At 40.5% G+C, this 19,629-nt stretch carries 19 protein-coding genes and 1 riboswitch; of the genes, 11 read left to right on the top strand and 8 right to left on the bottom strand.

Annotated elements, in window-relative coordinates:
• Nucleotides 1–68: 68 nt before the first annotated feature.
• From ACGTNH_RS15560 to dppA, 5 genes are read right to left on the bottom strand one after another with little or no spacing between them, the layout of a single operon-like run.
• On the bottom strand, nucleotides 69–1,700 hold the full coding sequence (locus tag ACGTNH_RS15560) for a peptide ABC transporter substrate-binding protein (protein WP_394587847.1): 1,632 nt from the start codon (nucleotides 1,698–1,700) through the stop codon (nucleotides 69–71).
• Between the two features lie 43 nt (nucleotides 1,701–1,743).
• The gene (locus tag ACGTNH_RS15555; protein WP_394587846.1) at nucleotides 1,744–2,739 is read right to left on the bottom strand and encodes an ABC transporter ATP-binding protein; all 996 of its coding nucleotides are present in this window, start codon (nucleotides 2,737–2,739) and stop codon (nucleotides 1,744–1,746) included.
• Nucleotides 2,740–2,743: 4 nt separating this feature from the next.
• Nucleotides 2,744–3,697 carry an ABC transporter permease gene (locus ACGTNH_RS15550; RefSeq protein ID WP_394587845.1) on the bottom strand — a complete coding sequence of 318 codons (954 nt, stop codon included), beginning with the start codon at nucleotides 3,695–3,697 and terminating at the stop codon, nucleotides 2,744–2,746.
• A gap of 1 nt (nucleotide 3,698) precedes the next feature.
• Nucleotides 3,699–4,631: an ABC transporter permease gene (locus ACGTNH_RS15545; RefSeq protein ID WP_394587844.1), complete on the bottom strand. Its 933-nt coding sequence runs from the start codon at nucleotides 4,629–4,631 to the stop codon at nucleotides 3,699–3,701.
• 11 nt (nucleotides 4,632–4,642) lie between these two features.
• Nucleotides 4,643–5,467 carry a D-aminopeptidase DppA gene (dppA, locus tag ACGTNH_RS15540; protein ID WP_394587843.1) on the bottom strand — a complete coding sequence of 275 codons (825 nt, stop codon included), beginning with the start codon at nucleotides 5,465–5,467 and terminating at the stop codon, nucleotides 4,643–4,645.
• A 333-nt stretch (nucleotides 5,468–5,800) separates the two neighbouring features.
• On the opposite strand from dppA, the gene ACGTNH_RS15535 reads away from it, so the two are divergent.
• Together ACGTNH_RS15535 and ACGTNH_RS15530 are read left to right on the top strand one after the other, a co-directional pair.
• Nucleotides 5,801–6,493, top strand: coding sequence for a phosphatase PAP2 family protein (locus tag ACGTNH_RS15535; RefSeq protein WP_394587841.1), 693 nt, complete (start codon nucleotides 5,801–5,803; stop codon nucleotides 6,491–6,493).
• A 22-nt stretch (nucleotides 6,494–6,515) separates the two neighbouring features.
• Nucleotides 6,516–6,683 carry a YqaE/Pmp3 family membrane protein gene (locus tag ACGTNH_RS15530; RefSeq protein WP_394587840.1) on the top strand — a complete coding sequence of 56 codons (168 nt, stop codon included), beginning with the start codon at nucleotides 6,516–6,518 and terminating at the stop codon, nucleotides 6,681–6,683.
• A gap of 160 nt (nucleotides 6,684–6,843) precedes the next feature.
• Here the strand turns inward: ACGTNH_RS15530 and queE are convergent, their stop codons facing one another.
• The 3 genes from queE to queC are packed head-to-tail and all read right to left on the bottom strand — an operon-like array spanning nucleotide 6,844 to nucleotide 8,697.
• Complete coding sequence (gene queE / locus ACGTNH_RS15525) at nucleotides 6,844–7,572, bottom strand: 7-carboxy-7-deazaguanine synthase QueE (protein WP_394587838.1); 729 nt, start codon at nucleotides 7,570–7,572, stop codon at nucleotides 6,844–6,846.
• Nucleotides 7,565–8,032 (bottom strand): 6-carboxytetrahydropterin synthase QueD, encoded by a 468-nt coding sequence (gene queD, locus ACGTNH_RS15520; RefSeq protein ID WP_394587836.1) that lies wholly within the window; start codon nucleotides 8,030–8,032, stop codon nucleotides 7,565–7,567. The genes queE and queD overlap by 8 nt, the downstream gene beginning before the upstream one ends.
• Nucleotides 8,032–8,697 carry a 7-cyano-7-deazaguanine synthase QueC gene (gene queC / locus ACGTNH_RS15515; protein WP_394587834.1) on the bottom strand — a complete coding sequence of 222 codons (666 nt, stop codon included), beginning with the start codon at nucleotides 8,695–8,697 and terminating at the stop codon, nucleotides 8,032–8,034. Before queC ends, queD begins: the two co-directional genes overlap by 1 nt.
• A gap of 86 nt (nucleotides 8,698–8,783) precedes the next feature.
• Nucleotides 8,784–8,828: riboswitch (PreQ1 riboswitch) on the bottom strand.
• Between the two features lie 279 nt (nucleotides 8,829–9,107).
• Between queC and ACGTNH_RS15510 the strand changes: the two genes are divergently transcribed.
• From ACGTNH_RS15510 to ACGTNH_RS15470, 9 genes are all read left to right on the top strand, one after another.
• Nucleotides 9,108–12,164 (top strand): efflux RND transporter permease subunit, encoded by a 3,057-nt coding sequence (locus ACGTNH_RS15510; protein ID WP_394587833.1) that lies wholly within the window; start codon nucleotides 9,108–9,110, stop codon nucleotides 12,162–12,164.
• Nucleotides 12,165–12,372: 208 nt separating this feature from the next.
• Entirely contained in the window at nucleotides 12,373–12,828 is a 456-nt protein-coding gene (locus ACGTNH_RS15505; protein ID WP_394587832.1) for an NUDIX hydrolase, read from the top strand.
• A gap of 14 nt (nucleotides 12,829–12,842) precedes the next feature.
• A complete protein-coding gene (locus tag ACGTNH_RS15500; protein WP_394587831.1) occupies nucleotides 12,843–13,460 on the top strand; it encodes an NUDIX hydrolase in 618 nt (205 codons plus the stop codon).
• Between the two features lie 175 nt (nucleotides 13,461–13,635).
• Entirely contained in the window at nucleotides 13,636–14,556 is a 921-nt protein-coding gene (locus ACGTNH_RS15495; protein WP_394587830.1) for a DUF6612 family protein, read from the top strand.
• 675 nt (nucleotides 14,557–15,231) lie between these two features.
• Nucleotides 15,232–15,840: a metallophosphoesterase family protein gene (locus ACGTNH_RS15490; protein ID WP_394587828.1), complete on the top strand. Its 609-nt coding sequence runs from the start codon at nucleotides 15,232–15,234 to the stop codon at nucleotides 15,838–15,840.
• A gap of 103 nt (nucleotides 15,841–15,943) precedes the next feature.
• A complete protein-coding gene (locus ACGTNH_RS15485; RefSeq protein ID WP_394587827.1) occupies nucleotides 15,944–16,438 on the top strand; it encodes a GyrI-like domain-containing protein in 495 nt (164 codons plus the stop codon).
• A gap of 137 nt (nucleotides 16,439–16,575) precedes the next feature.
• A complete protein-coding gene (locus ACGTNH_RS15480; protein WP_394587825.1) occupies nucleotides 16,576–16,968 on the top strand; it encodes a DUF4870 domain-containing protein in 393 nt (130 codons plus the stop codon).
• A gap of 463 nt (nucleotides 16,969–17,431) precedes the next feature.
• Nucleotides 17,432–18,640 (top strand): CHAD domain-containing protein, encoded by a 1,209-nt coding sequence (locus ACGTNH_RS15475; protein ID WP_394587823.1) that lies wholly within the window; start codon nucleotides 17,432–17,434, stop codon nucleotides 18,638–18,640.
• Between the two features lie 159 nt (nucleotides 18,641–18,799).
• On the top strand, nucleotides 18,800–19,621 hold the full coding sequence (locus tag ACGTNH_RS15470) for an ABC transporter permease (protein ID WP_394587822.1): 822 nt from the start codon (nucleotides 18,800–18,802) through the stop codon (nucleotides 19,619–19,621).
• The last annotated feature ends 8 nt before the right edge of the window (nucleotides 19,622–19,629 follow it).

Below are 19,629 nucleotides of genomic sequence, written 5' to 3'. Positions count from 1 at the left end.
TTTACCTCCCATTTAGTAAAAAGAAGGGGAACCCATACTAAACGTATGGGTCCTCTCCGTTTCCTGGTTTATTCTTTTGTAGCCCATTTCAATTCAAGATAGCCTACAGGGTGACGGACAATTCCCTCAACATTATCTTTTTGAAGGAAAACCTGGTTGTAGAAATGAATTGGGAAAATCGGCATCTCATCAAATAGAATTTGTTCGGCTTCGTACATGTATTCGAAGCGCTGCTCTTCATCTGTTTCCTCTTTCGCTTGAGCGATAAGGTCATCATATTCTTCATTAGACCAAGCTGTACGGTTCATTGAAGAATCTGTTGTAAAGCTTTCCAAGAAGTTGATTGGATCAGCATAGTCAGCCAGGAAGGAACTGCGGGAAAGCTGATGCTCCAGCGCTTTCTGGTCTTCAAGGAAGACGTTCCATTCCGTGTTTTCAAGGTTTACATCCACCTCCAAGTTTTCACTGTACATTTCTTGAATGGTTTCAGCGATCGCTTTGTTTGTGTCATCTGTATTGTAAGTAAGAGTAACTTCAGGAAGCTCGTCATACCCTTCCTCTTCCATACCTTCTTCTAAAAGCTGCTTCGCTTCTTCAGCATCAAATTCAACTAACTTGCCATTTTCTTCACGGAAGTCATTACCGTTTGCATCATTAAATCCAGGGGACACAAACCCGTGAGCAGGCTCTTCTCCCATTTTGGTTACGTAGTCTACGATGTCTTCCTGATTGACAGCCATCGCAAAGGCCTTACGGATTTTCTCATTTTGGAAAGGTTCTTCTTCAACATTAAAACGATAGAAGCTGTTACCTGCTTGATCGTCAATTGTTACTTCTTCACTTTCTAATAGTTCATCAGCCATGTCAGCAGGAATTTCAGAATTATCAAGATCGCCGCTGTCATACATTTGGTATTCAGTATTGGAATCATCGACCATAGCAAAGTGTACTTCTTCTAATTCTACGGTATCAGCATCCCAATATTCCTCGTTTTTTTCTAGAAGCATTTCATTATCATGCTCCCATTCAGCCAGAGTAAAAGGACCATTTCCTACAAAGCTGTCAGCTTCTGAATACCATTCCTCATTTTCCTCGGCCACACTTTGATTAATTGGGAAAAAGGCTGGGTTTGAGATGATATTTAAGAAGTAGTTCGTTGGTGCTGTAAGCGTAACGTGTAGTTCTTTATCATCCACAGCTTCAACCATTACATCGTCTTTAGAACCTTCACCGTTGTTAAATTCTTCTCCACCTTCAATAAAGTAACCTAAGAAAGCTGCAGATGAAGCTGTTTCAGGATCTAATAGGCGTTTCCAGGCAAATTCAAAATCTCCCGCTGTTACATCATCGCCGTTAGACCATTTCGCGTCGTCACGAATCGTAAAGGTATATTCTGTACCATCCTCTGATACTTCAATGTTTTCAGCAGTAGCTTCTTCAGGCTCATGCTCCTCACTTAAGCGAGTCATACCTTCCATTAAGTTATTCAATACATTCCAAGAAGCTGCATCAAAACCGATGGGTGGATCCAGCGAAGTCGGTTCAACCCCGTTATTTAAACGAAGGGTACTTGTGTCTTCACCACTTGATTCTTCTCCATTGTCTTCTCCATCTTCTTCGCCGGCATTTTCATCGGCTGTACAAGCAGCAAGTGCGACTACAAGTAGAACACCAAGCAGAACGGTTAACCATTTTTTCATCTTTTCTCTTCCCCTTTCAAAATTTTAATGATGATTCCCTTTGTTACGTTGAAGCTGTATATTTTTTAGCCCTTTCGTCTTGAAGCCAGCAGTCGACAGCGTGCGTGTCGCTGAGCTCCGTTTGAAAAGGATAAACACGGGAACAAACTTCCATCGCCTTTGGACACCTGGCTGTAAAAGGACATCCTTCAGGTGGGGAGAATAAATCCGGAGGCGTTCCTACAATAGGTACTAATTTTTCTCCTTTTTGATCGAGACGGGGCACTGAATTTAATAGTCCTTGTGTATATGGATGATTGGGCCGGTAGAAAATCTCTTGTCTTGTACCTGTTTCAATCACTTTCCCGGCATACATCACGGCTATGCGATTGGCGATTTTAGCTACTACACCCAGGTCATGTGTAATTAAAATTATGGATACGCCGGTTTCACGTTGGATTTTTTGAAAAAGCTGTAGAATTTGAGCTTGAATCGTAACGTCTAATGCAGTAGTGGGTTCGTCCGCTATTAAGAGTTCAGGCTCACAGATTAGAGCCATGGCGATGACAATTCGCTGTCTCATCCCGCCGCTGAACTGGTGCGGATACTGCTTCATTCGTTCATCGGGATTTGGGATTCCGACAAGATTAAGCATTTCAATTGCCTGGTCATTTGCTTGTTTTGATGAAATACTGCGATGCTGCTTTAAGCCCTCTGTCAGCTGGTTGCCGATTGTTAAGGTGGGGTTAAGAGCTGTCATGGGGTCCTGGAAAATCATTGAGATGTCAACCCCGCGTATTTTACGGACTTTTTTATTGGATAATTTCGTCATATCCTTGCCTTTAAAGTAAATAGAGCCTTTTTTAATTTTGCCAGGAGGCGAGGGGATCAGCTTCATAATGCTATTTGCGGTTACACTTTTGCCACAGCCGGATTCCCCGACAATAGCCAGTGTTTCTCCTTTGTATAACTCTAAATTAACTCCACGAACAGCTTGAACCTCACCGCCGTAAGTAACAAATGAGACGTGGAGGTCTTTTATATCGAGAATTTTTTCCATGAGGTTACCTCCTTAATTTCGGATCAAGTGCATCCTGCAGGCCATCACCCAGCACATTAAAAGCGAACATCGTGGCTGAAATGAAAAAGGCAGGGAAGAACAGTCTCCACCAGTGGCCTGACAAAATGGTACCTAAAGCATCATTAGCCATAACACCCCAGCTGGCAAAAGGCGATTGGATACCTAATCCTAAGAAGCTTAAGAATGCTTCAGCAAAAATAGCAGTCGGCACAGTAAGCGTCATTTGAACGATAATTGGTCCCATTGTATTGGGGAGCAGGTTTTTACGTATGATCCGTTTTGTTTTTGCGCCAAACGACTGGGAAGCAAGGACGAATTCGTTATGCTTGATTTGCAGCACCTGGCCGCGAACAATTCGGGCCATGCCTACCCAGCCGGTGACGGTTAATGCCACAATGATCGTTAATAAGCTCGGCCCCATGACAACTAGAAGCAAAATAACAACGAGTAAGTATGGTAAGCCGTATAAAACTTCAATAATACGCATCATGAAGCTGTCTGTACGGCCTCCTTTATAACCAGAAATGCCGCCATATGTAACACCGATAAAAAAGTCAATTAAGGCTGCCATCAACCCAACGAATAATGAAATCCTCGCTCCGTACCAGGTACGCGTAAAGACATCACGTCCAAGGTCATCTGTTCCAAACCAATGTGTTAAGGAAGGAGACTGGTTTTGATTGGACAATATTTGATCAGATACGGAGTGGGGGGAAAGGATCGGTCCGAAAATGGACATAAATCCTAAAAATATAAGAAAGATAAGCCCAGACATTGCTAATTTGTTCTGCCTCAGCCTGCGCCAAGCATCCTCCCAGTAAGAGAGGGATGGGCGGACGACGGTTTCTGCCTGCTCTTCGTCTCTTTGTTTCGGTTGGAACCACTCATCAGGAATGTCCGAATGGTTGTATTTCTTTTGTTTCGTCGCTGGAAGCATATCACCCACCTCCCTTTTCATGAAGTTTAATCCGTGGATCCAATAGTCCATAGGCGATATCGACTAAGAACAGCATAAAGACTAAAAAGGCACTGTAGAAAACGGTAGTACCCATGATAACGGGATAATCACGCTGGTTGATGCTTTGAACGAAATACTTTCCCATTCCTGGAATCGCAAAGATTTTTTCTATAACAAACGTACCTGTTAGAATACCGGCCATTAATGTCCCTAAGATGGTCACGACTGGCATTAATGCATTTTTTAAAGCGTGTTTTACTACGACTTTAACTGGGGAAAGGCCTTTAGCACGCGCCGTTTTAATATAATCCTGTGTTAATGTTTCAAGCATACTCGAACGAGTTAGACGGGCGATAATGGCCATTGGGCCAGTAGCTAGAGCGAGTATGGGAAGTACCATATGACTTGGTGTGCTCCAAGTCGCAGCCGGGAAAAATCCCCGGTTAACCGCGAGTTCCTGTATCAGCATGGTGGCGAGCACAAAGTTGGGAATGGAGATCCCAAGTACGGCAATCGTCATCGCAATGTAATCAATAATTCCGTTATGCTTTAATGCAGCAAAAACGCCCAACGTGATCCCGGATACAACGGCAACTAAAATTGTCCAGATGCCAAGTTCCGCAGAAATAGGAAATCCGCGTCCTAATAAAGAATTAACGGTTTCTGTCGGCTGTTTAATCGATGGACCAAAATCGAAGGTGGCGATTGATTTTAAGTAAAGAACGTATTGAACAACGAGCGGTTCGTCTAAATTGAAATGAGCTTCAAGGTTACGCTGGACAGTTTCATTCGTTGATCGTTCTTCATTTAAAGGAGACCCTGGCAGCAAATTCATGAGAAAAAATGTGAGGGTCGCTATGATTAATACCGTAACGACCATTAAGATGAAACGTTTTAATATGTATCTGGCCATTTTTGCTCCCCCTAATTAAATGTAGTCCTCATGGCGAGCTCTGTCATGACGAGCATCGCTTGATAGGCTTCTAATATATCTTTTGCCTGAAAGGAAACGGTTGTAGAATTAGGCTCTATCTCTGTACCCGGCATTAAATTTGCCCATTCAGCCTGTCCATAGTTTGCAAATTCGATGCGCAGCGTTGGTGTGTCAGGAGGGGTTAAAGGTTTAATGTTTTTAATATTATGTATTGCTTCGGCAGTTTTCGCCTCTAATAACTCCCCGGCTTTTTTTGGTGATAATGTTTTCACAGCTGACCTTGAAATGCTCTCTTTTACAGAAGCCGTCGTTATGTTAGGGATTAATTGTTTGGCTTCTTGTGCTACTCGGTCGTCTCCGCTAACCATAATGAGGGGAACTCCATAATAGCCAGCGACATAAGCGTTCAAACCTAATTCTCCAACGACTGTGTCATTTATGTAAAAGTTTCGAACCCCAAATGTCATCGAATGCGACATAACGCCAGGCTGATCGGCACGAGCATGATATCCGAGGAAAACGGCACCATCGTATGAGTCATCTAAGCCTTGAATCATGGAATATGGTTTTACATCCCCCGTAATAAGGAGGGCTTCAGGGTGTAAATGCTCCACGAGAAGATTATTCATTTTAGAGTGACTGTCATTTACGAGTACTTCTTCTGCCTGAAGGTCAAAAGCTGATTGAATGACAGCATTGGCTTCATTTGTCATTATTTTTCTTGCTCGTTCATAATTATGTTTGCTTGCATCTACAAAAGTCGCATCAGGTAAACCGGTGATGCCTTCCATGTCGACCGATAGGTATAACTTCATGTATGATCCTCCAAGCTGTATGAAAAATTAGTAATTTTCTAATAATTTTATCAACATTTTACAAAAAAGGCAATGTGAATTGAAAAAATATGACAAGAAAACCTTTCCGATGATGAAAAAGTTTTTTACTTTCAACTTTTAATGTTGGTTACAATACGTAAGCTGAAATTCTCGCGTTCAAAACCTCTAGGTTTGCTTGTGAAACACTCAATTTCCCCTGTAGTCTCTCTGCTCGTTTTAGTGTGCTCTAAATGGGGAATAGATTTTAAGTCAACAGCTTAAGCTATAGATAGTCTTGCTCATAGCTTATTCTAAGAATGAGGAGGGCCGGATGTGCTATTTTCAGGAACGAAGGTTTCGGACCTCTCTAAAACGTCAATTGTTATGATCGTAGTGGGACTGCTGATCGTGGGGAGCGGGTCTTACCTATTTGCGGAGATTGCAGATGAGGTTTTGGAACAGGAAAAGTTTGCAGTGGATGCAGCAGCATCTAACATCGTGAGTGCTGTAGAAGCTTCGTGGCTGTCTCATACGATGGGATGGGTGACCGAAGCGGGTTCAGTCACAGTGATTACTATTTTATCGATTATTTTATTTATCTGTCTGCTTTTTGTTATCCCATTTAGCAAGTGGGTAGCCATTTATTTCGCGATCAGCATGATAGGGATAAGTTTACTGACGAAAGGGTTGAAAGTGGCGTTTGGGCGCGAGCGGCCTGACTTATTAGAGCAGTATGACGGTACTGGCTTCAGCTTTCCCAGTGGTCATACAACAGGCTCGACCGTGTTTTACGGTTTTTTGATCTATCTTATTTTGATCAGTCCATTAACAAAATCAGCGAAGTGGCTGATTAATGGTCTATTGTTTGTCATTATTTTATCCATCTCATTAAGCCGTGTATATTTAAGCGTTCATTACTTTACAGATATTCTAGGAGGATTAGCTTTAGGGTTCTCCTGGCTGCTCATATGTATTGCCGCTTTAGAAATTATGCTGTGGCGCGGGAGAAGAAAGAACCTAACGTAATAAAAGAAAGGAAGTTGTGTTTATGCTTTATATTTTAGCGATATTTCTACCACCAGTAGCCGTTTTATTTACCGGACAATTTGGAAAAGCATTATTGAATTTACTGCTGACAATGATCTTCTTTGTACCAGGAGCCATTCATGCAGCTGTTGTTGTTAAAGAACATTATGATAAAGCAAAAGCACATTAGGTCCAGTACCCAATGTGCTTTTTATTTTGACTAGAGAATTATAAAATTCCAACTGTGGGTGACATCCAGCTCCAATCCGCACTGCGGAAAGGCCGCCTTCCTCCGGCCATTTTATTATGCGTTTCGTTTCGTGTTTACCAGGGTACTTGCGCCTTTGTTCCTATACACCTCGTTTGTTTCCCCATAGTAAAGCGTGGACTTGTGGCAGGACGCGAACATGGTTCAGGGAGGCAGAGTCCATTACTTTATCGATCAGCCATTCATACTTATTTAGCAATTCAGAAGCCAGACGATCCGGCTTTTCTTCTTCTAAATCATCATTACCTACCTGTAAAAAGAAAGGAATATGAGGGTAGCGCCTATGGACCTCTTCTGCATATTGTAAGTCATCGTCATTAAAGATGACTACTTTTAAACTTGTATTTGGAAGTCGCTCATGGTCAGCTTGACGTTGAAGTATATCGTCTAAAATTCCCCAGTTCGTTTTCATTTTTGAGCTGGGAGGTTTGGGAGAAATAGTTAAGTCATCGATTGAAATAAACCAATCCTGCCAGCGGCTTCCTTGTGTTTCAAGTGCTACTTCAATGTGCTGCTGGTGAAGCGGATCAATGAGCTCATGAAGGTTTCTCAGTAAGGCGGGGTTTCCGCCTGAAATCGTAACGTGATCAAACTTCTCGCCCCCCACTTCCCGAAGCTCTGCTATAATTTCATCTGCGGTCATACGACGTACTTCTTCTTTTGCGCTTCCGTCCCACGTAAAAGCTGAATCACACCATGCACAGCTGTAGTCACATCCAGCCGTACGTACAAACATCGTTTTTCGACCAACCACCATACCTTCTCCCTGGATCGTCGGACCAAATATTTCAAGAATGGGGAACTTATTCATCTTCCATCCACTCCCGTCGTACCTCAGCATAGCTCGTAGGCGTCTCATACAGTTTCACAAATTCTACACGATAATCTTCACGTTCTTCCACTAAAGCTTCGTGCATCTTTTCGAAGATCCATACGACCATATTTTCCGCCGTAGTATTCATTTTTGGCAGCGTATCATTTAAATATCGATGGTCGAGATGAATTTCAATTTGCTCTTTCCAAATGGTTTTAATATCGCCAAAGTCAATGACGAGACCAATCTCATCTGTGTAGCCGCTGATGCCAAAAACTACCTTGTACGTATGGCCGTGAAGGTTTTTACATTTTCCTTCGTAGCAATGAAGATGATGAGCCGCGTCGAAAGTAAACTCTTTGCTTACGAGCACTCGTTTAGTGTGATACTTTAGCTCATGTTTTTGAATGTCTTCATTGATTTTTTGTAGGTTTTCAACAATGGTAAAACCAAACATTATTCAGCCACCTCAGCTTTCTGCTTAAGGTACGTTTCTAAGCCATTACGTCGCAGTTTACATGCAGGGCATTCTCCGCAGCCATCTCCGCGCACACCATTATAGCAAGTAAGCGTATATTCTCTAACATAATCGAATGCATTTAAATCGTCAGCTAATTCCCACGTCTGCGCTTTATCCAGCCACATTAACGGTGTATGAACAACGAACTGATCATCCATTGAAAGGTTTAGACTGACGTTAAGTGACTTAATAAAAACATCCCGGCAATCAGGGTAGCCGCTGAAATCTGTCTCACATACGCCCGTAATCACGTGCTTTGCCCCAATTTGTTTTGCCAGAATCGTAGCAAATGATAGGAACAGCAGGTTTCTTCCAGGAACAAAGGTAGATGGAAGTTCGCCATCCCCTCCGTCTGTCACTTCTATATCGTCTCTAGTTAATGCATTTGGGGCCAATTGGCTCAGCAAAGACATATCGAGTACATGATGTTTTATATTTAAATCATTTGCTATCTCTTCAGCTACTTCAATCTCTTCATTGTGACGCTGGTTATAGTCAAAAGTGACCGCTTCGACTTCATCATATTTATCTAGTGCCCAGAACAAGCAGGTCGTACTATCCTGCCCGCCGCTGAACACAACTACTGCTTTATTTTTCTTCATAAAAAAATTCCCCTTTCAATTGTGAAAAAGAGAATTCCAGTAACCCAAAAACCATAAAAAAACCGCACCTAAGGCAAGGTACAGTTCCATCCTTAGTTTTTTATAGAGGGTGTAGCTAGAACCTCTCCTGCTTAATGGCAGACTTTATTTTATTGATTTTATCATTATAACATACTGTCTGACTTTAGAAACAGTCTTCTAATTACAGAAAAATATTCATATATAAGTCTGTAGTCTTAGAAAAGTTAGGTCCATGGCTCAGTGTCTAAAATTAGGAAGAAAGGTATGATTTAAGTATGAAATATTTTTAACAAAATTAACAACACATCTGAGATTAATTAGGCTATAATAATGCTTATATTGTAAAAATATAACACAAAAATAATTCATTAGAATCAGGGAGGGAAAGTATGAATTTATTGCGTTTTATTGTGAAAAGAAAGATATTAGTTGGTCTAATGGTAGTACTCATCATTTTATTAGGAAGCTATGCCTTACTAAAATTAGATCAAGAATTATTTCCTGAAGTAACTATGGATGGGGCCTACATAGAAATTTATGCAGGTGATACGGCCGCCATTGAAGTAGAACGATCGATCACCACACCGTTAGAACAACAAATAGAAGGAATTGAAGGTGTGGCAGATATTAATTCCACGACAAATATGGGGAGAAGCTCTTTCCAGTTGACTTTTGAGCAAGGGGAAGGAGATGAAGTTTACAAAGATGTAGAGTCTATTGTAAATACAATGGTTTCGGATAATAACTCCATTGATGAAGTAGAAGCTGGGCAATACGCAACAACTCAAGGGTATGAATTTTATATGGACGTATCGGGAGGCGATACGGATGCTATGAGTACGTTTGCGGAGGAAGTATTAGAACCGCGTTTAGAAAGCTTAGCAGAAGTAAGAGACGTCTCCATTTCCGGACAAGAAGAAAAAGAAGTAGCGGTCGAATTTGATCGCGAGGAACTGACTGAACGGGGCCTGGACGTTAATCAAGTGATAGGTTCAATTGAAGGAGCCAATAATGAATCCACACTAGGTGAATTAAGTGAAGACGATGGTTCGCCCTCCCTAAGATGGACGACGAATCTTGAAACAGTGGACGATGTTAAGGAAATTGATATCCAAACAGAAGAAGGGTTTGTGCAGCTCGATGAAATAGCAACAGTCACCTTAAAACCTTTAGAAAGTTCATCGTTTGTATGGAAAAATGGTTCAAGTGATTTTATGTTTGTGCAGGTAGGACGTGTATCTGAAGCGACGCAAATCGAAATGGCGGAAGCAGTCCGGGCAGAAGTGAAGGAGATCCGTGATGAAGGGTTAGTCGATGGGTTTGAGTTGAATGAAATGGTAGCCCAGGCTGATTATGTAGAGGAATCACTTGACGGAGTGACAACAAATATCCTTATAGGCGGGCTGTTGGCCATTGTTATATTGTTGCTCTTCCTTCGAAATATTAGAGCTACCTTCATAATCGGGCTTGCCATTCCTACTTCTATTCTTTTAACTTTTGCTTCGATGTGGCTGTTTGACTACAGTTTCAATATTTTAACGTTGATTGGTTTAGGATTAGGTATTGGAATGATGGTAGACGCTTCGATCGTCATTTTAGAATCCATTTATCGTAAAAAAGAGATGGGTCTAGCGAATATGGATGCGGTCATGGAAGGAACAAAAGAAGTAGCTACGGCAGTTATTGCTTCGATGCTTACGACTATTGTTGTATTTTTACCAATTGGTCTTCTCGGAGGAGAGACAGGGCAGTTTATGATTATGCTTTCAGTCGTAGTGGCTATTACATTGATTAGTTCTGTAATCGTCTCATTTACGCTCATTCCTTCGCTGTCTGAGAATTTCTTAAAACTCAGCCAATCGAAAAAGACGATTAAACAAAGCCGCATTATTGAAAAATATAGCAGAATAGTTGCTTGGACGGTGAGAAAGAAACGTCACAGCTTAGCTGTTATTTCTATATTCGTTCTTATGTTTGTTGGTTCAATGTTTCTTGTTACGAAAGTCCCCATGACGATCATGCCGGATGTCTTTAATCGTTATTCAGAGTTAATGGTGGATTTAGATACAGGTTTGACAAATGATGACAGAGAAAATATTGCCCAGGAAATGAATGAGACGCTATCCGACATTCAAGATGTAGAGTCTAACTACGTAATTGATATGGGCGGTACGTTCTATACGATGATCAATATGACTAAAGAAGACGAAGTCACAAGAGAGCAGGATGAAGTAAACGAAGAAATATTAAAGTCTCTAAGGGAGCTTGAAGACAGTCAGCCGATACGTTCGGTGGAAAGTATGATGTCCGCAGGCGCTGGAGGTTCGCCGGTACAGGTGAATATTAAAGGTGAAAATTTTGAAGAACTTCAAGCAATCTCTGATGATTTTAAAAAGGAACTTGAGAGTATTGAAGGCATCGTTGGGGTCGAAAGTTCAAATGAACGAACGTCCACCGAACAAGAGATCGTTCTGAAAAAAGATGCAATTGAGGATGCAGGATTATCTGAAAGTCAGGTTAGACAAAGTATTGAGCAAGCCTTCTTAGAAAGACCTATTGGAGAAATGTCGATCGAAGATGAAGACGTACCTTTAACGGTTAAATGGGAAGAAAGAACAGGATCTGAATCTGCTCTACTCGATTTAAAAGTGATGACTTCTTCTGGAGAAGAGAATTTATCGAATTTTATTGATCTGTCTGAAGTAGAAACACCGAATGAAATTACTCATTCAAATGGGGAAAGGTTTGTTTCCCTGACAGCTGATATTGAAGGTACTGATTTAGGATCAGTAAACAGGGAAGTCCAAAGCCTTATTAATGATTACGAAACTAAAGCCGGATACAGTGTGTCAGTAGCGGGAGACCTGGAACAGCAGCAAGAATTGATTCAAGAGATGCTCTTAATCCTGGGTATCGCCATATTTCTTGTGTATCTAGTGATGGCTGTTCAATTTAACCATTTAGCCCACCCGTTAATTGTTATGTCCGTGATCCCGATGACGATTGTGGGTGTCATACTGGGGCTGTTTGTTACTCAGCGTGAGCTTAGCATCATGTCAGGAATGGGCGTTATCATGCTGATAGGAATCGTGTTGAATAACGCCATTCTATATATTGACCGTACGAATCAACTAAGAAACCAAGGGTTTAAAATAGAGGATTCCTTAGTCGAAGCAGGTAAAAACCGAATACGTCCGATCTTTATGACAAGTTTAACGACTGCTGCAGGTATGCTGCCTCTTGCTTTAGCTACAGGAACATCAGGAAACTATCAATCTCCCATGGCAACGGTAATTATTTCTGGATTGCTCTTTGCCACAGTAATTACATTACTGTTGATTCCAGCTGTTTATCGTCTATTTGCTAACGCACGCTTTCGTTTTTGGAAATCGAGGAAAAAAAGAAAAAAGGAAAAAATCATAGAAGAATCAGAATCAGCTAGTTAACCAAAGTTAGAGGTGAAACCTTCTCATATAGGGGAGGTTCGCCTTTTTTTATAGATAACCTGAAACGAATGTTGAACTAACTCGTCTTTATTACATAATAGGAAAGTTGGCTTAGTGTGGGTAGGAGCAGTAGGGTGTGATGATTTTCCAGGCATGTGAGTGAAGGTATAGGGCTTAGTGCAACGACTTATTCAGTGGATTAAAAGGAGTGGGTCTCATCGATTATGTAAGTGATTTAAGAAAGATAATTGGTACCAAAACACTGATTCTTACAGGTGCCGTCGTTATTATTGTTAATGAGGAAGATCAAATTCTTCTTCAAAATAGAAATGATGGCAAATGGGGGCTTCCTGGCGGTCTTCAGGAATTAAGAGAGAGTTTAGAAGAAACGGGACAAAGAGAAGTTAGAGAAGAAACAGGTTTGAGGGTTAAGGATTTTAAACTATTGCAGGTTTTTTCTGGAGAAAAGTATTATTTCGAACTTGATCACGGCGATCAATTTTATTCCGTTACTGCTGTGTATGTAACAGATGTTTTTGAAGGAGAGTTCCAGAATAATGAGGCGGAGGGCAGAGAAGTAAGGTTCTTTAACCAAGATAACCTTCCAGACAATCTGACAGAAGAATATCTGGATTATATTAACAGTTGGGAAGGAATTAATTAGATTGGAGCTTATTTATGAATGATCAATGGCTGAAATGGGCTAAACAAATACAATCAACTGCTCAAGCTGGACTTACCTTTTCGAAGGATCCATTTGACGTGGAAAGATATAGACAGTTACTAGAACTAAGTGCTGAAATCATGGCTGCTTATTCCCATACCTCTATGGATTCTATTGTTCATTTATTTCACAATGAAAAAGGGTATCAGAAGCCTAAAATAGATGTTAGAGGTGTAATTTTTCAGGAAAATAAAATGTTACTTGTGAAAGAAAAGGCAGATGATCAATGGGCGCTGCCAGGTGGGTTTGCGGATGTCGGATCCTCCTTAACTGAAAATGTAGTTCGCGAAATAGAAGAGGAAACTGGATACAAAGCAAAATATAAGAGTATATTAGCAGTTTTGGATTATCATAAACATTCTCATCCACCCCAGCCTTTTCATTATTATAAATTCTTCTTAGAATGTGATATATCAGGTGTGGCAGCTAAAGAAACATTAGAAACAAGTGAGGTGCAATTTTTTGAACGTGACCATCTTCCCAAACTATCTGAGAGTCGTAATACCAAATCACAATTATTACTTTTCTATGAATATTTAAATTCTCCTGATAAAGAGCCATTCGTAGATTAATATGGAAAAATTTAATAAAAAAGTGTGAACAATGTTTTATTTTGTAAAAAGTGGGATATGGGAATAGAGTAAAGTTGAAAGGAAAATTTTTACGTGTATAACCTCTTTGTTGTATACATAACGTACGTAATTATTCATCTCATCGACTTGCAAATCATACATTAGGGGAGTTTTTATGTTCAAAAAATTTGTTCCTTTGTCCTTAGCAGTGTTACTCATGGCTGTGACTCCCGCCCAGGTTCTAGGTGAGGACAGTGCTTCAGACGTACTTCGAAAATCGAGTGAAGCTATGGCGGAACTCGAAAGTTATTCCAGCGAAACGAATACAGAGCAAACGATGACGATTGCGGGAGAAACAATTACTATTAATTCCAATTCCAAGCAAGACATTACCTTTGACCCATTTGCTATGCAGCAAGTAGTTACGACGTCGAGTCCGAAAGAGGGGGAAATATCTCTTGAGTCTTATTGGACGGATGATGGATTCTATCAAGAAGATCCCGAACAAGGATGGGTTGAGCTTCCTTCTGAATTTACTGAAGGTATCGATGAATTAATAAATACGGCGATGGCAGAGGACCACGTAGCTCAAGCGGAAGAACTTGCTGAAGACATGAATGTTGAAGATCAAGGTGATAGTTATCTATTAACCTATCAGGGAGACGGGGAAGATCTTATGGAAGAGGCCCAGGAATTGTATGGGGCCGGGATGGCTGATGAGGAGTCCTCAATGATGGAAGATATGATGGGGGACATGACGATAAATGACCTTAGCTATGAAATGACCATCGACAAAGAAACTCACTACATGACAAACCTTTTGCTGAATACGTCAATGGAGATGGAAATGGAAGGTGAAAGTACCAATACGATTCAGACCATCGACATGACCTTAAGTAACTTTAACGGAGTAGATGAGATCACTGTTCCTCAAGAGGTGGTCGATAAAGCAACTCCGTTAGAAGACGAAATGATGGAAGAAGGTGGAGAATTACCGGATACTGCTACGAACAGTCCGCTCCTTGTATTGTCTGGAATGCTTATGATTGGAATTGGCGGTCTGCTATTATTTAGACGAAAACCGAAAACTAACTAATCGTTTATTAGATTTCATATATAAGAGACCGGGATATAAATAAAGAAGTGATGTTAGATTAATAGCGTATTTTATAAGCGGAGCCTTCTATCCATTGAAAGAGGGCGTAATAATTCGTTAGCATCAATAATCCGAACTGATTTCTACAAAATCGTTCGGATTATTTTATGCTGTATTCAGGTTTGTTCGAAGCAGTTATTTTTCATTTAGGGAAAATAAACTCAACAGCCTCTTGAAGAAGCTTAGGCTTCTATACCTCCCTATGATATCGAATGGACGGTGGATACTATACTGGGAAACCTATATTCCACGTCATATGGGGCAAGGCGGTTTTTAGGAGATAGAGTAAGTGATTTTGAACAAGATGTAAGAGATACTTTGTCTCAAATAAATGAAGAAGGAATTTTTAAAGAGCGGGTAGTTTTGTCAGTTAAGTCAGGCAGGAAAATATAAACAGGTGTAAATACAGTAAATGATTAAGCGTATTTAAATTCTAAATCTTTAGTATTAAGGGAGGGACCAAATTGGACCGAAAGACAGGGGGAACTAATCCGTTGGAAAAAATTAAAAAGGTGAAACCCTGTTTGGTTTGATTAATCGTTCCTATGTTTGAAATTCATCCAAAAAAGAAATAGACAACTAGGAGTGTGTTTCATTTAAGAGGAGGAGGCAGTTATGCGTTACCTTGTCATTTCTGATATTCATGGAGAAATGGAAAAGTTTGAACGTGTGCTAGATAAAGCGTCTTATTGTCCTGAGTCGGATCAGCTTATTTTGTTAGGAGATTATGTAGATCGTGGTCCTCAATCAAGAGAAGTAGTTAAGAAAGTGAAGTCATTAGTTGAAAATGATGGCGCGATTGCCTTAAAAGGAAACCATGATGACTTATTTATACGAGCGAAAGATGAGAAAAAAGCATTGGTTCAATGGGAAATGAATGGAGCCTCCAGTACGTTTGATTCCTACAATCGAAATGCAGAGGCCGTGCGCGAAGACCAGGAGTGGATGAGTAAACACTTATGGTTGTATTATGAGACAGATAAATATATCTTTGTACATGCCGGTCTTAAGCCTAATACTCCTCTCGAAAAACAGGATGAATTTACGATGTTATGGACACGGCATACAGAGCAAATAGGACTAGGGAAAACAGTTATTCATGGCCACACCCCTGTCCGGGATATTGCTTATTATGAAGATCAAATCGACATCGATACAGGAGCTGTCTATGGTGGTAAACTGACAATATTAGAGCTTCCTACGCACGAAGTATATACCGTTTAATCATAAGGGCGCGTTTTATGCACGCGTCTTTTTTCATGACTAGCAGGAATTTGAGAAGATAAACAGAAATGTAATAGTAACAAATTTGAGAGGAGCTACCTGCGTGAGTGAGAGTAGAAAAATTATTGAAATTCCTGCTTATCGAGCAGTCGGCATGAAATGGGACGGAGCGTATTCTGAAATAAGTTCATTAAAACAAATGATTCAGACAATGAGTGAACGAGTGCAGGATATACCTCAAGCTCTTAACCCTCACCTCCAATTAGGATTATCCTACCACCTAAGACCTGATGGATTTATACATTATTCGGTTTACGAAGTAGAAAGAGAGGCAGAAATTCCTGAGGGAATGATAGAATTTAACATGCCGCGGCAGACGTACGTAAAGGTTCATCATCATAAGGGCAAGGATATCGGCCTCACGTACGCACACATACGAGAATGGTTTAAAACAAGCCCCTATGTTCCTTATAGGGAGAAGGGTGTTACATACTTCGATGAGCTGCCGATTAAGCATGAACATTATCCAAAAGACCGAGATATCAACGATCCACACTTTCATATATTAATACCTATCGTTAAGAAGAGTAGATTATAATGTGTGATTGACGATCTTCTTTTTACTTTGTATAATTAATGTACAGAATAGTTTGAAAACTTTCTGGTGTTCTATCCTTTTACCGAGGAGCGGCGGGGCAGCTTTTAGTTATAAAAGCAAAAGGAGGAATCAGAAGCGTGGAGAAAGAAACCAAAAATACGTTACCTCCAAATGAGGAAGGTACACCTGGTATGAAGAAATCATCGACTGGACTGGATGAAAATGTTGGTGGTCTGCTCGCTTACTTATTAGGTTTTGTTAGTGGGATTGTTTTTTTACTAATTGAGAAAGAGAACAGTTTTATCCGCTTCCATGCGATGCAATCGACGATTGTATTTGGTGGGCTGTTTGTAGTAAGTTTAGTTGTGAACTTTATTCCGATTATAGGCATTTTAATTAGTTTAATCATCGCCCCTGTTTCTCTAATCTTGTGGCTCATATTAATGGTGAAAGCTTATCGCGGAGAAAGGTACCATTTAATGGTGACAGGAAAGATGGCAGAGGAACAATTGAAAAAAATGAACGCATAAATGATAGTAATACATGAGTCTGGGACATAAGTAAAGCAGTGATCGCAAAAAACGAACATTTGTATAAACGCAGATCGTCAGCGTAGTCAAAACGCAACAGTGGAGAAACTCTATTGCAGCGAGGGACCATAAAGGTCCAGGTACCGAAAAGCTGTAAAAGAGCGAAGTGCCAAGTGTGAATTTCGGTATCTGGTACCCAGTGAGAGGAAGCTGAGGCCGTGCCCGTGGATTGACGGAACGATCGTTTGAATTCTCTTTAACATAAAATAATCCGAACTGATTTCTACAAAATCATTCGGATTATTTTATGTTTTATTCAGTTTTGTCCCGTACTCATGTATTTTTTGGGTTTGGCCTTTAAGGAAAAACAGTCTATACGTTGGCGTAAAAGAATAGGTTAAAGTTAGGCACGATTCATTTAAGGGAAGACTATAAAAAACTTCCAAAAGGTGGATGGTTACGTATGGCTGCAAAATACGTGAGGCAATTGGATAAGATGGGGCGCGTCGTGATTCCAAAGGATATAAGGGAAGATTTGGATTTAAAAGGGCGCCACTTAGGGGTTTATGAAATTGGAAGCGGCCGAGGGATAAAAGTAATTAATGAAGAAGCGGAAGGCGAAGTAAAAACGCTGGATCGTTATGGGAGAATCGTTATTCCGATTGAGTTACGACAGCTGCTTCATTGGGAGGAAGGAAAACAGGTAGAGATTAAAGTTAATAACAAAGAAGTTATTATTAGCGATCAATCTCAAGTATGTGCTGTATGTGAACATGAACAGTCACTTTTCCCGGTTAAAAGCAAATACCTTTGTGAAGATTGCTTGGAAGACGGAAATCTTCAAATGTCTAATCGATGGGCCTCCAAATTGGATTCCCTTATTAAAGAGTATAGGGAACATTGCAGGAATGCATTAAATTTTGAAGATCCGGAAGATATTCACCAAGCAAGAGTGAAAGGCCGTCGAATCGAAGCGTTGCTTCAGTTTTTAAATGTTTCTTCTCATCATGAGATATTCCAGAATCTAAAAGAAGCCCATAAGCTTTTAGGTGCAGTAAGAGAACGAGATGTCTTGATCAATGGGTTTGAAATTCGCGCGCAAGAAGAAGAAAATCAGAATTTAGCGGATGTATATGCTCAAGTCTATCAAAGAGTATTCAAAAAGAGAGAGAAGCATCGCAAAAAGTTGGCAGAGAAGTTACCTGAGGTCATAAGCGAGCGTTTTTATGATCAATGGAATGCGTTTGTGGAGGATAACATACGCCAATATGTTATGGCATTAAATATAAAACAGCGGCTGGATGTTTATGAGAAAAGGTTTAATCAGGCAGTAGATGGCTTTAATGAGGTGTCAGAAGAAAAAGGCAGGTCCTCTAAGAAGGCTCTTAAGGCTTTGCATGACGTACGTATCGAGTCGAAGTACCTCCGTTACATTTATAAATATTTAGACGAAATATATGAAGAGGACTTCCAAGAGCAGGTCGATTTTTATGAAAAGCTTCAAGATGAGTTCGGTAATATAAATGACTTAAAAGATTGGCTTGATGCATTTGAAAAACACTTCGACAAATTAGAAAGTAAGAAAAAGCACAAGAAAGCAGTCAAGCAGCAGATGCAAGATGAATTGGCTGAGAAGATGAATCAAGTGACAATTGAGACTAAGTCTAATTGAAGATTTCGGGAACAGCTCCATCACGAGATGGGCTGTTTTTTTATGCTTGTTTTGCTGGAAAAGATGAGGCTCCTCGTTCCAGGCTAATATCTTCAAGGATTATTTTCACACTTCTGGGCGGCTGCACATATGATGATTTGCATAAAGAGGTGGTGAAGGATGAAGGAAGCCATGGATAAACATAATCATGACCCGGTTGCGGTTGAACAGGAAGAGTGGAGAAAAAGACAGGTTAAAGGTCGTTTTAAACAGTTACTTACAATTTCTTCACCTATTTTTATATTGCTGTTATGGGAGTTTTTATCTCGCACAGGCTTAGTGGACGCCAGGTTTTTCCCGCCTCCAACTGATATTGTGGGGACGTTTCTTGTGATGGGAACGGGCGGGGAGTTATTTAATCACATCGGGATATCGCTATACCGAATATTCGCCGGATTTTTACTTGGAGTGATCCCCGCTGTCATTCTCGGGCTGATCATGGGGCTGTATTCTCCAGTACGGCATTTCTTTTCACCGTTGATAATGGCGCTCATGCCAATCCCAACCCTTGCGCTTCTCCCCATTATCTTAATTATTTTCGGTGTCGGGGAAGTTTCCAAAATTGTAACGATCGCTGGCAGTGTTTTTTTTCCAGTTATTATTAATACAGTCGCAGGGGTTGTTAACATAGATCGTATTTATTTAGATGTGGCTAAAAACTATGGAGCTGATTCAAAGAACTTCTTTTTTAAAATTGCGCTGCCTGGTTCGCTTCCCGTCATGTTAGAGGGGATTCAAATGGGGCAGGCGATCGCGTTATTAACAATCGTAGCGGCAGAAATGATGGGAGCTAACTCTGGGATTGGTTATCTCATTTGGACGTCATATAAAGCTTTCTTATTACAAGAAATGTATGTAGGTCTCGTTCTTATCTCTTTCTTTGGCTATTTATTCTCGCTCATCCTTAGAGGGTTTCAAAATAAATTGCTGCCATGGAGGTGACTGCCGCA

Origin of the sequence: Halobacillus sp. B23F22_1, assembly GCF_043497005.1 — a bacterium.
Lineage (GTDB): Bacteria > Bacillota > Bacilli > Bacillales > Halobacillaceae > Halobacillus_A.
This window is presented reverse-complemented; position numbering and strand designations above follow the sequence as displayed.

What these genes read in the sequence shown, in the direction of transcription:
- ACGTNH_RS15470 (WP_394587822.1), top strand. Translation starts at nt 18,800, where the DNA reads ATGAAGGAAGCCATGGATAAACATAATCATGACCCGGTTGCGGTTGAA.
- ACGTNH_RS15510 (WP_394587833.1), top strand. Translation starts at nt 9,108, where the DNA reads ATGAATTTATTGCGTTTTATTGTGAAAAGAAAGATATTAGTTGGTCTA.
- ACGTNH_RS15490 (WP_394587828.1), top strand. Translation starts at nt 15,232, where the DNA reads ATGCGTTACCTTGTCATTTCTGATATTCATGGAGAAATGGAAAAGTTT.
- ACGTNH_RS15495 (WP_394587830.1), top strand. Translation starts at nt 13,636, where the DNA reads ATGTTCAAAAAATTTGTTCCTTTGTCCTTAGCAGTGTTACTCATGGCT.
- ACGTNH_RS15475 (WP_394587823.1), top strand. Translation starts at nt 17,432, where the DNA reads ATGGCTGCAAAATACGTGAGGCAATTGGATAAGATGGGGCGCGTCGTG.
- queC (WP_394587834.1), bottom strand. Translation starts at nt 8,697, where the DNA reads ATGAAGAAAAATAAAGCAGTAGTTGTGTTCAGCGGCGGGCAGGATAGT.
- ACGTNH_RS15530 (WP_394587840.1), top strand. Translation starts at nt 6,516, where the DNA reads ATGCTTTATATTTTAGCGATATTTCTACCACCAGTAGCCGTTTTATTT.
- ACGTNH_RS15555 (WP_394587846.1), bottom strand. Translation starts at nt 2,739, where the DNA reads ATGGAAAAAATTCTCGATATAAAAGACCTCCACGTCTCATTTGTTACT.
- ACGTNH_RS15560 (WP_394587847.1), bottom strand. Translation starts at nt 1,700, where the DNA reads ATGAAAAAATGGTTAACCGTTCTGCTTGGTGTTCTACTTGTAGTCGCA.
- ACGTNH_RS15545 (WP_394587844.1), bottom strand. Translation starts at nt 4,631, where the DNA reads ATGGCCAGATACATATTAAAACGTTTCATCTTAATGGTCGTTACGGTA.
- queD (WP_394587836.1), bottom strand. Translation starts at nt 8,032, where the DNA reads ATGTTTGGTTTTACCATTGTTGAAAACCTACAAAAAATCAATGAAGAC.
- ACGTNH_RS15500 (WP_394587831.1), top strand. Translation starts at nt 12,843, where the DNA reads ATGAATGATCAATGGCTGAAATGGGCTAAACAAATACAATCAACTGCT.
- ACGTNH_RS15550 (WP_394587845.1), bottom strand. Translation starts at nt 3,697, where the DNA reads ATGCTTCCAGCGACGAAACAAAAGAAATACAACCATTCGGACATTCCT.
- dppA (WP_394587843.1), bottom strand. Translation starts at nt 5,467, where the DNA reads ATGAAGTTATACCTATCGGTCGACATGGAAGGCATCACCGGTTTACCT.
- queE (WP_394587838.1), bottom strand. Translation starts at nt 7,572, where the DNA reads ATGAATAAGTTCCCCATTCTTGAAATATTTGGTCCGACGATCCAGGGA.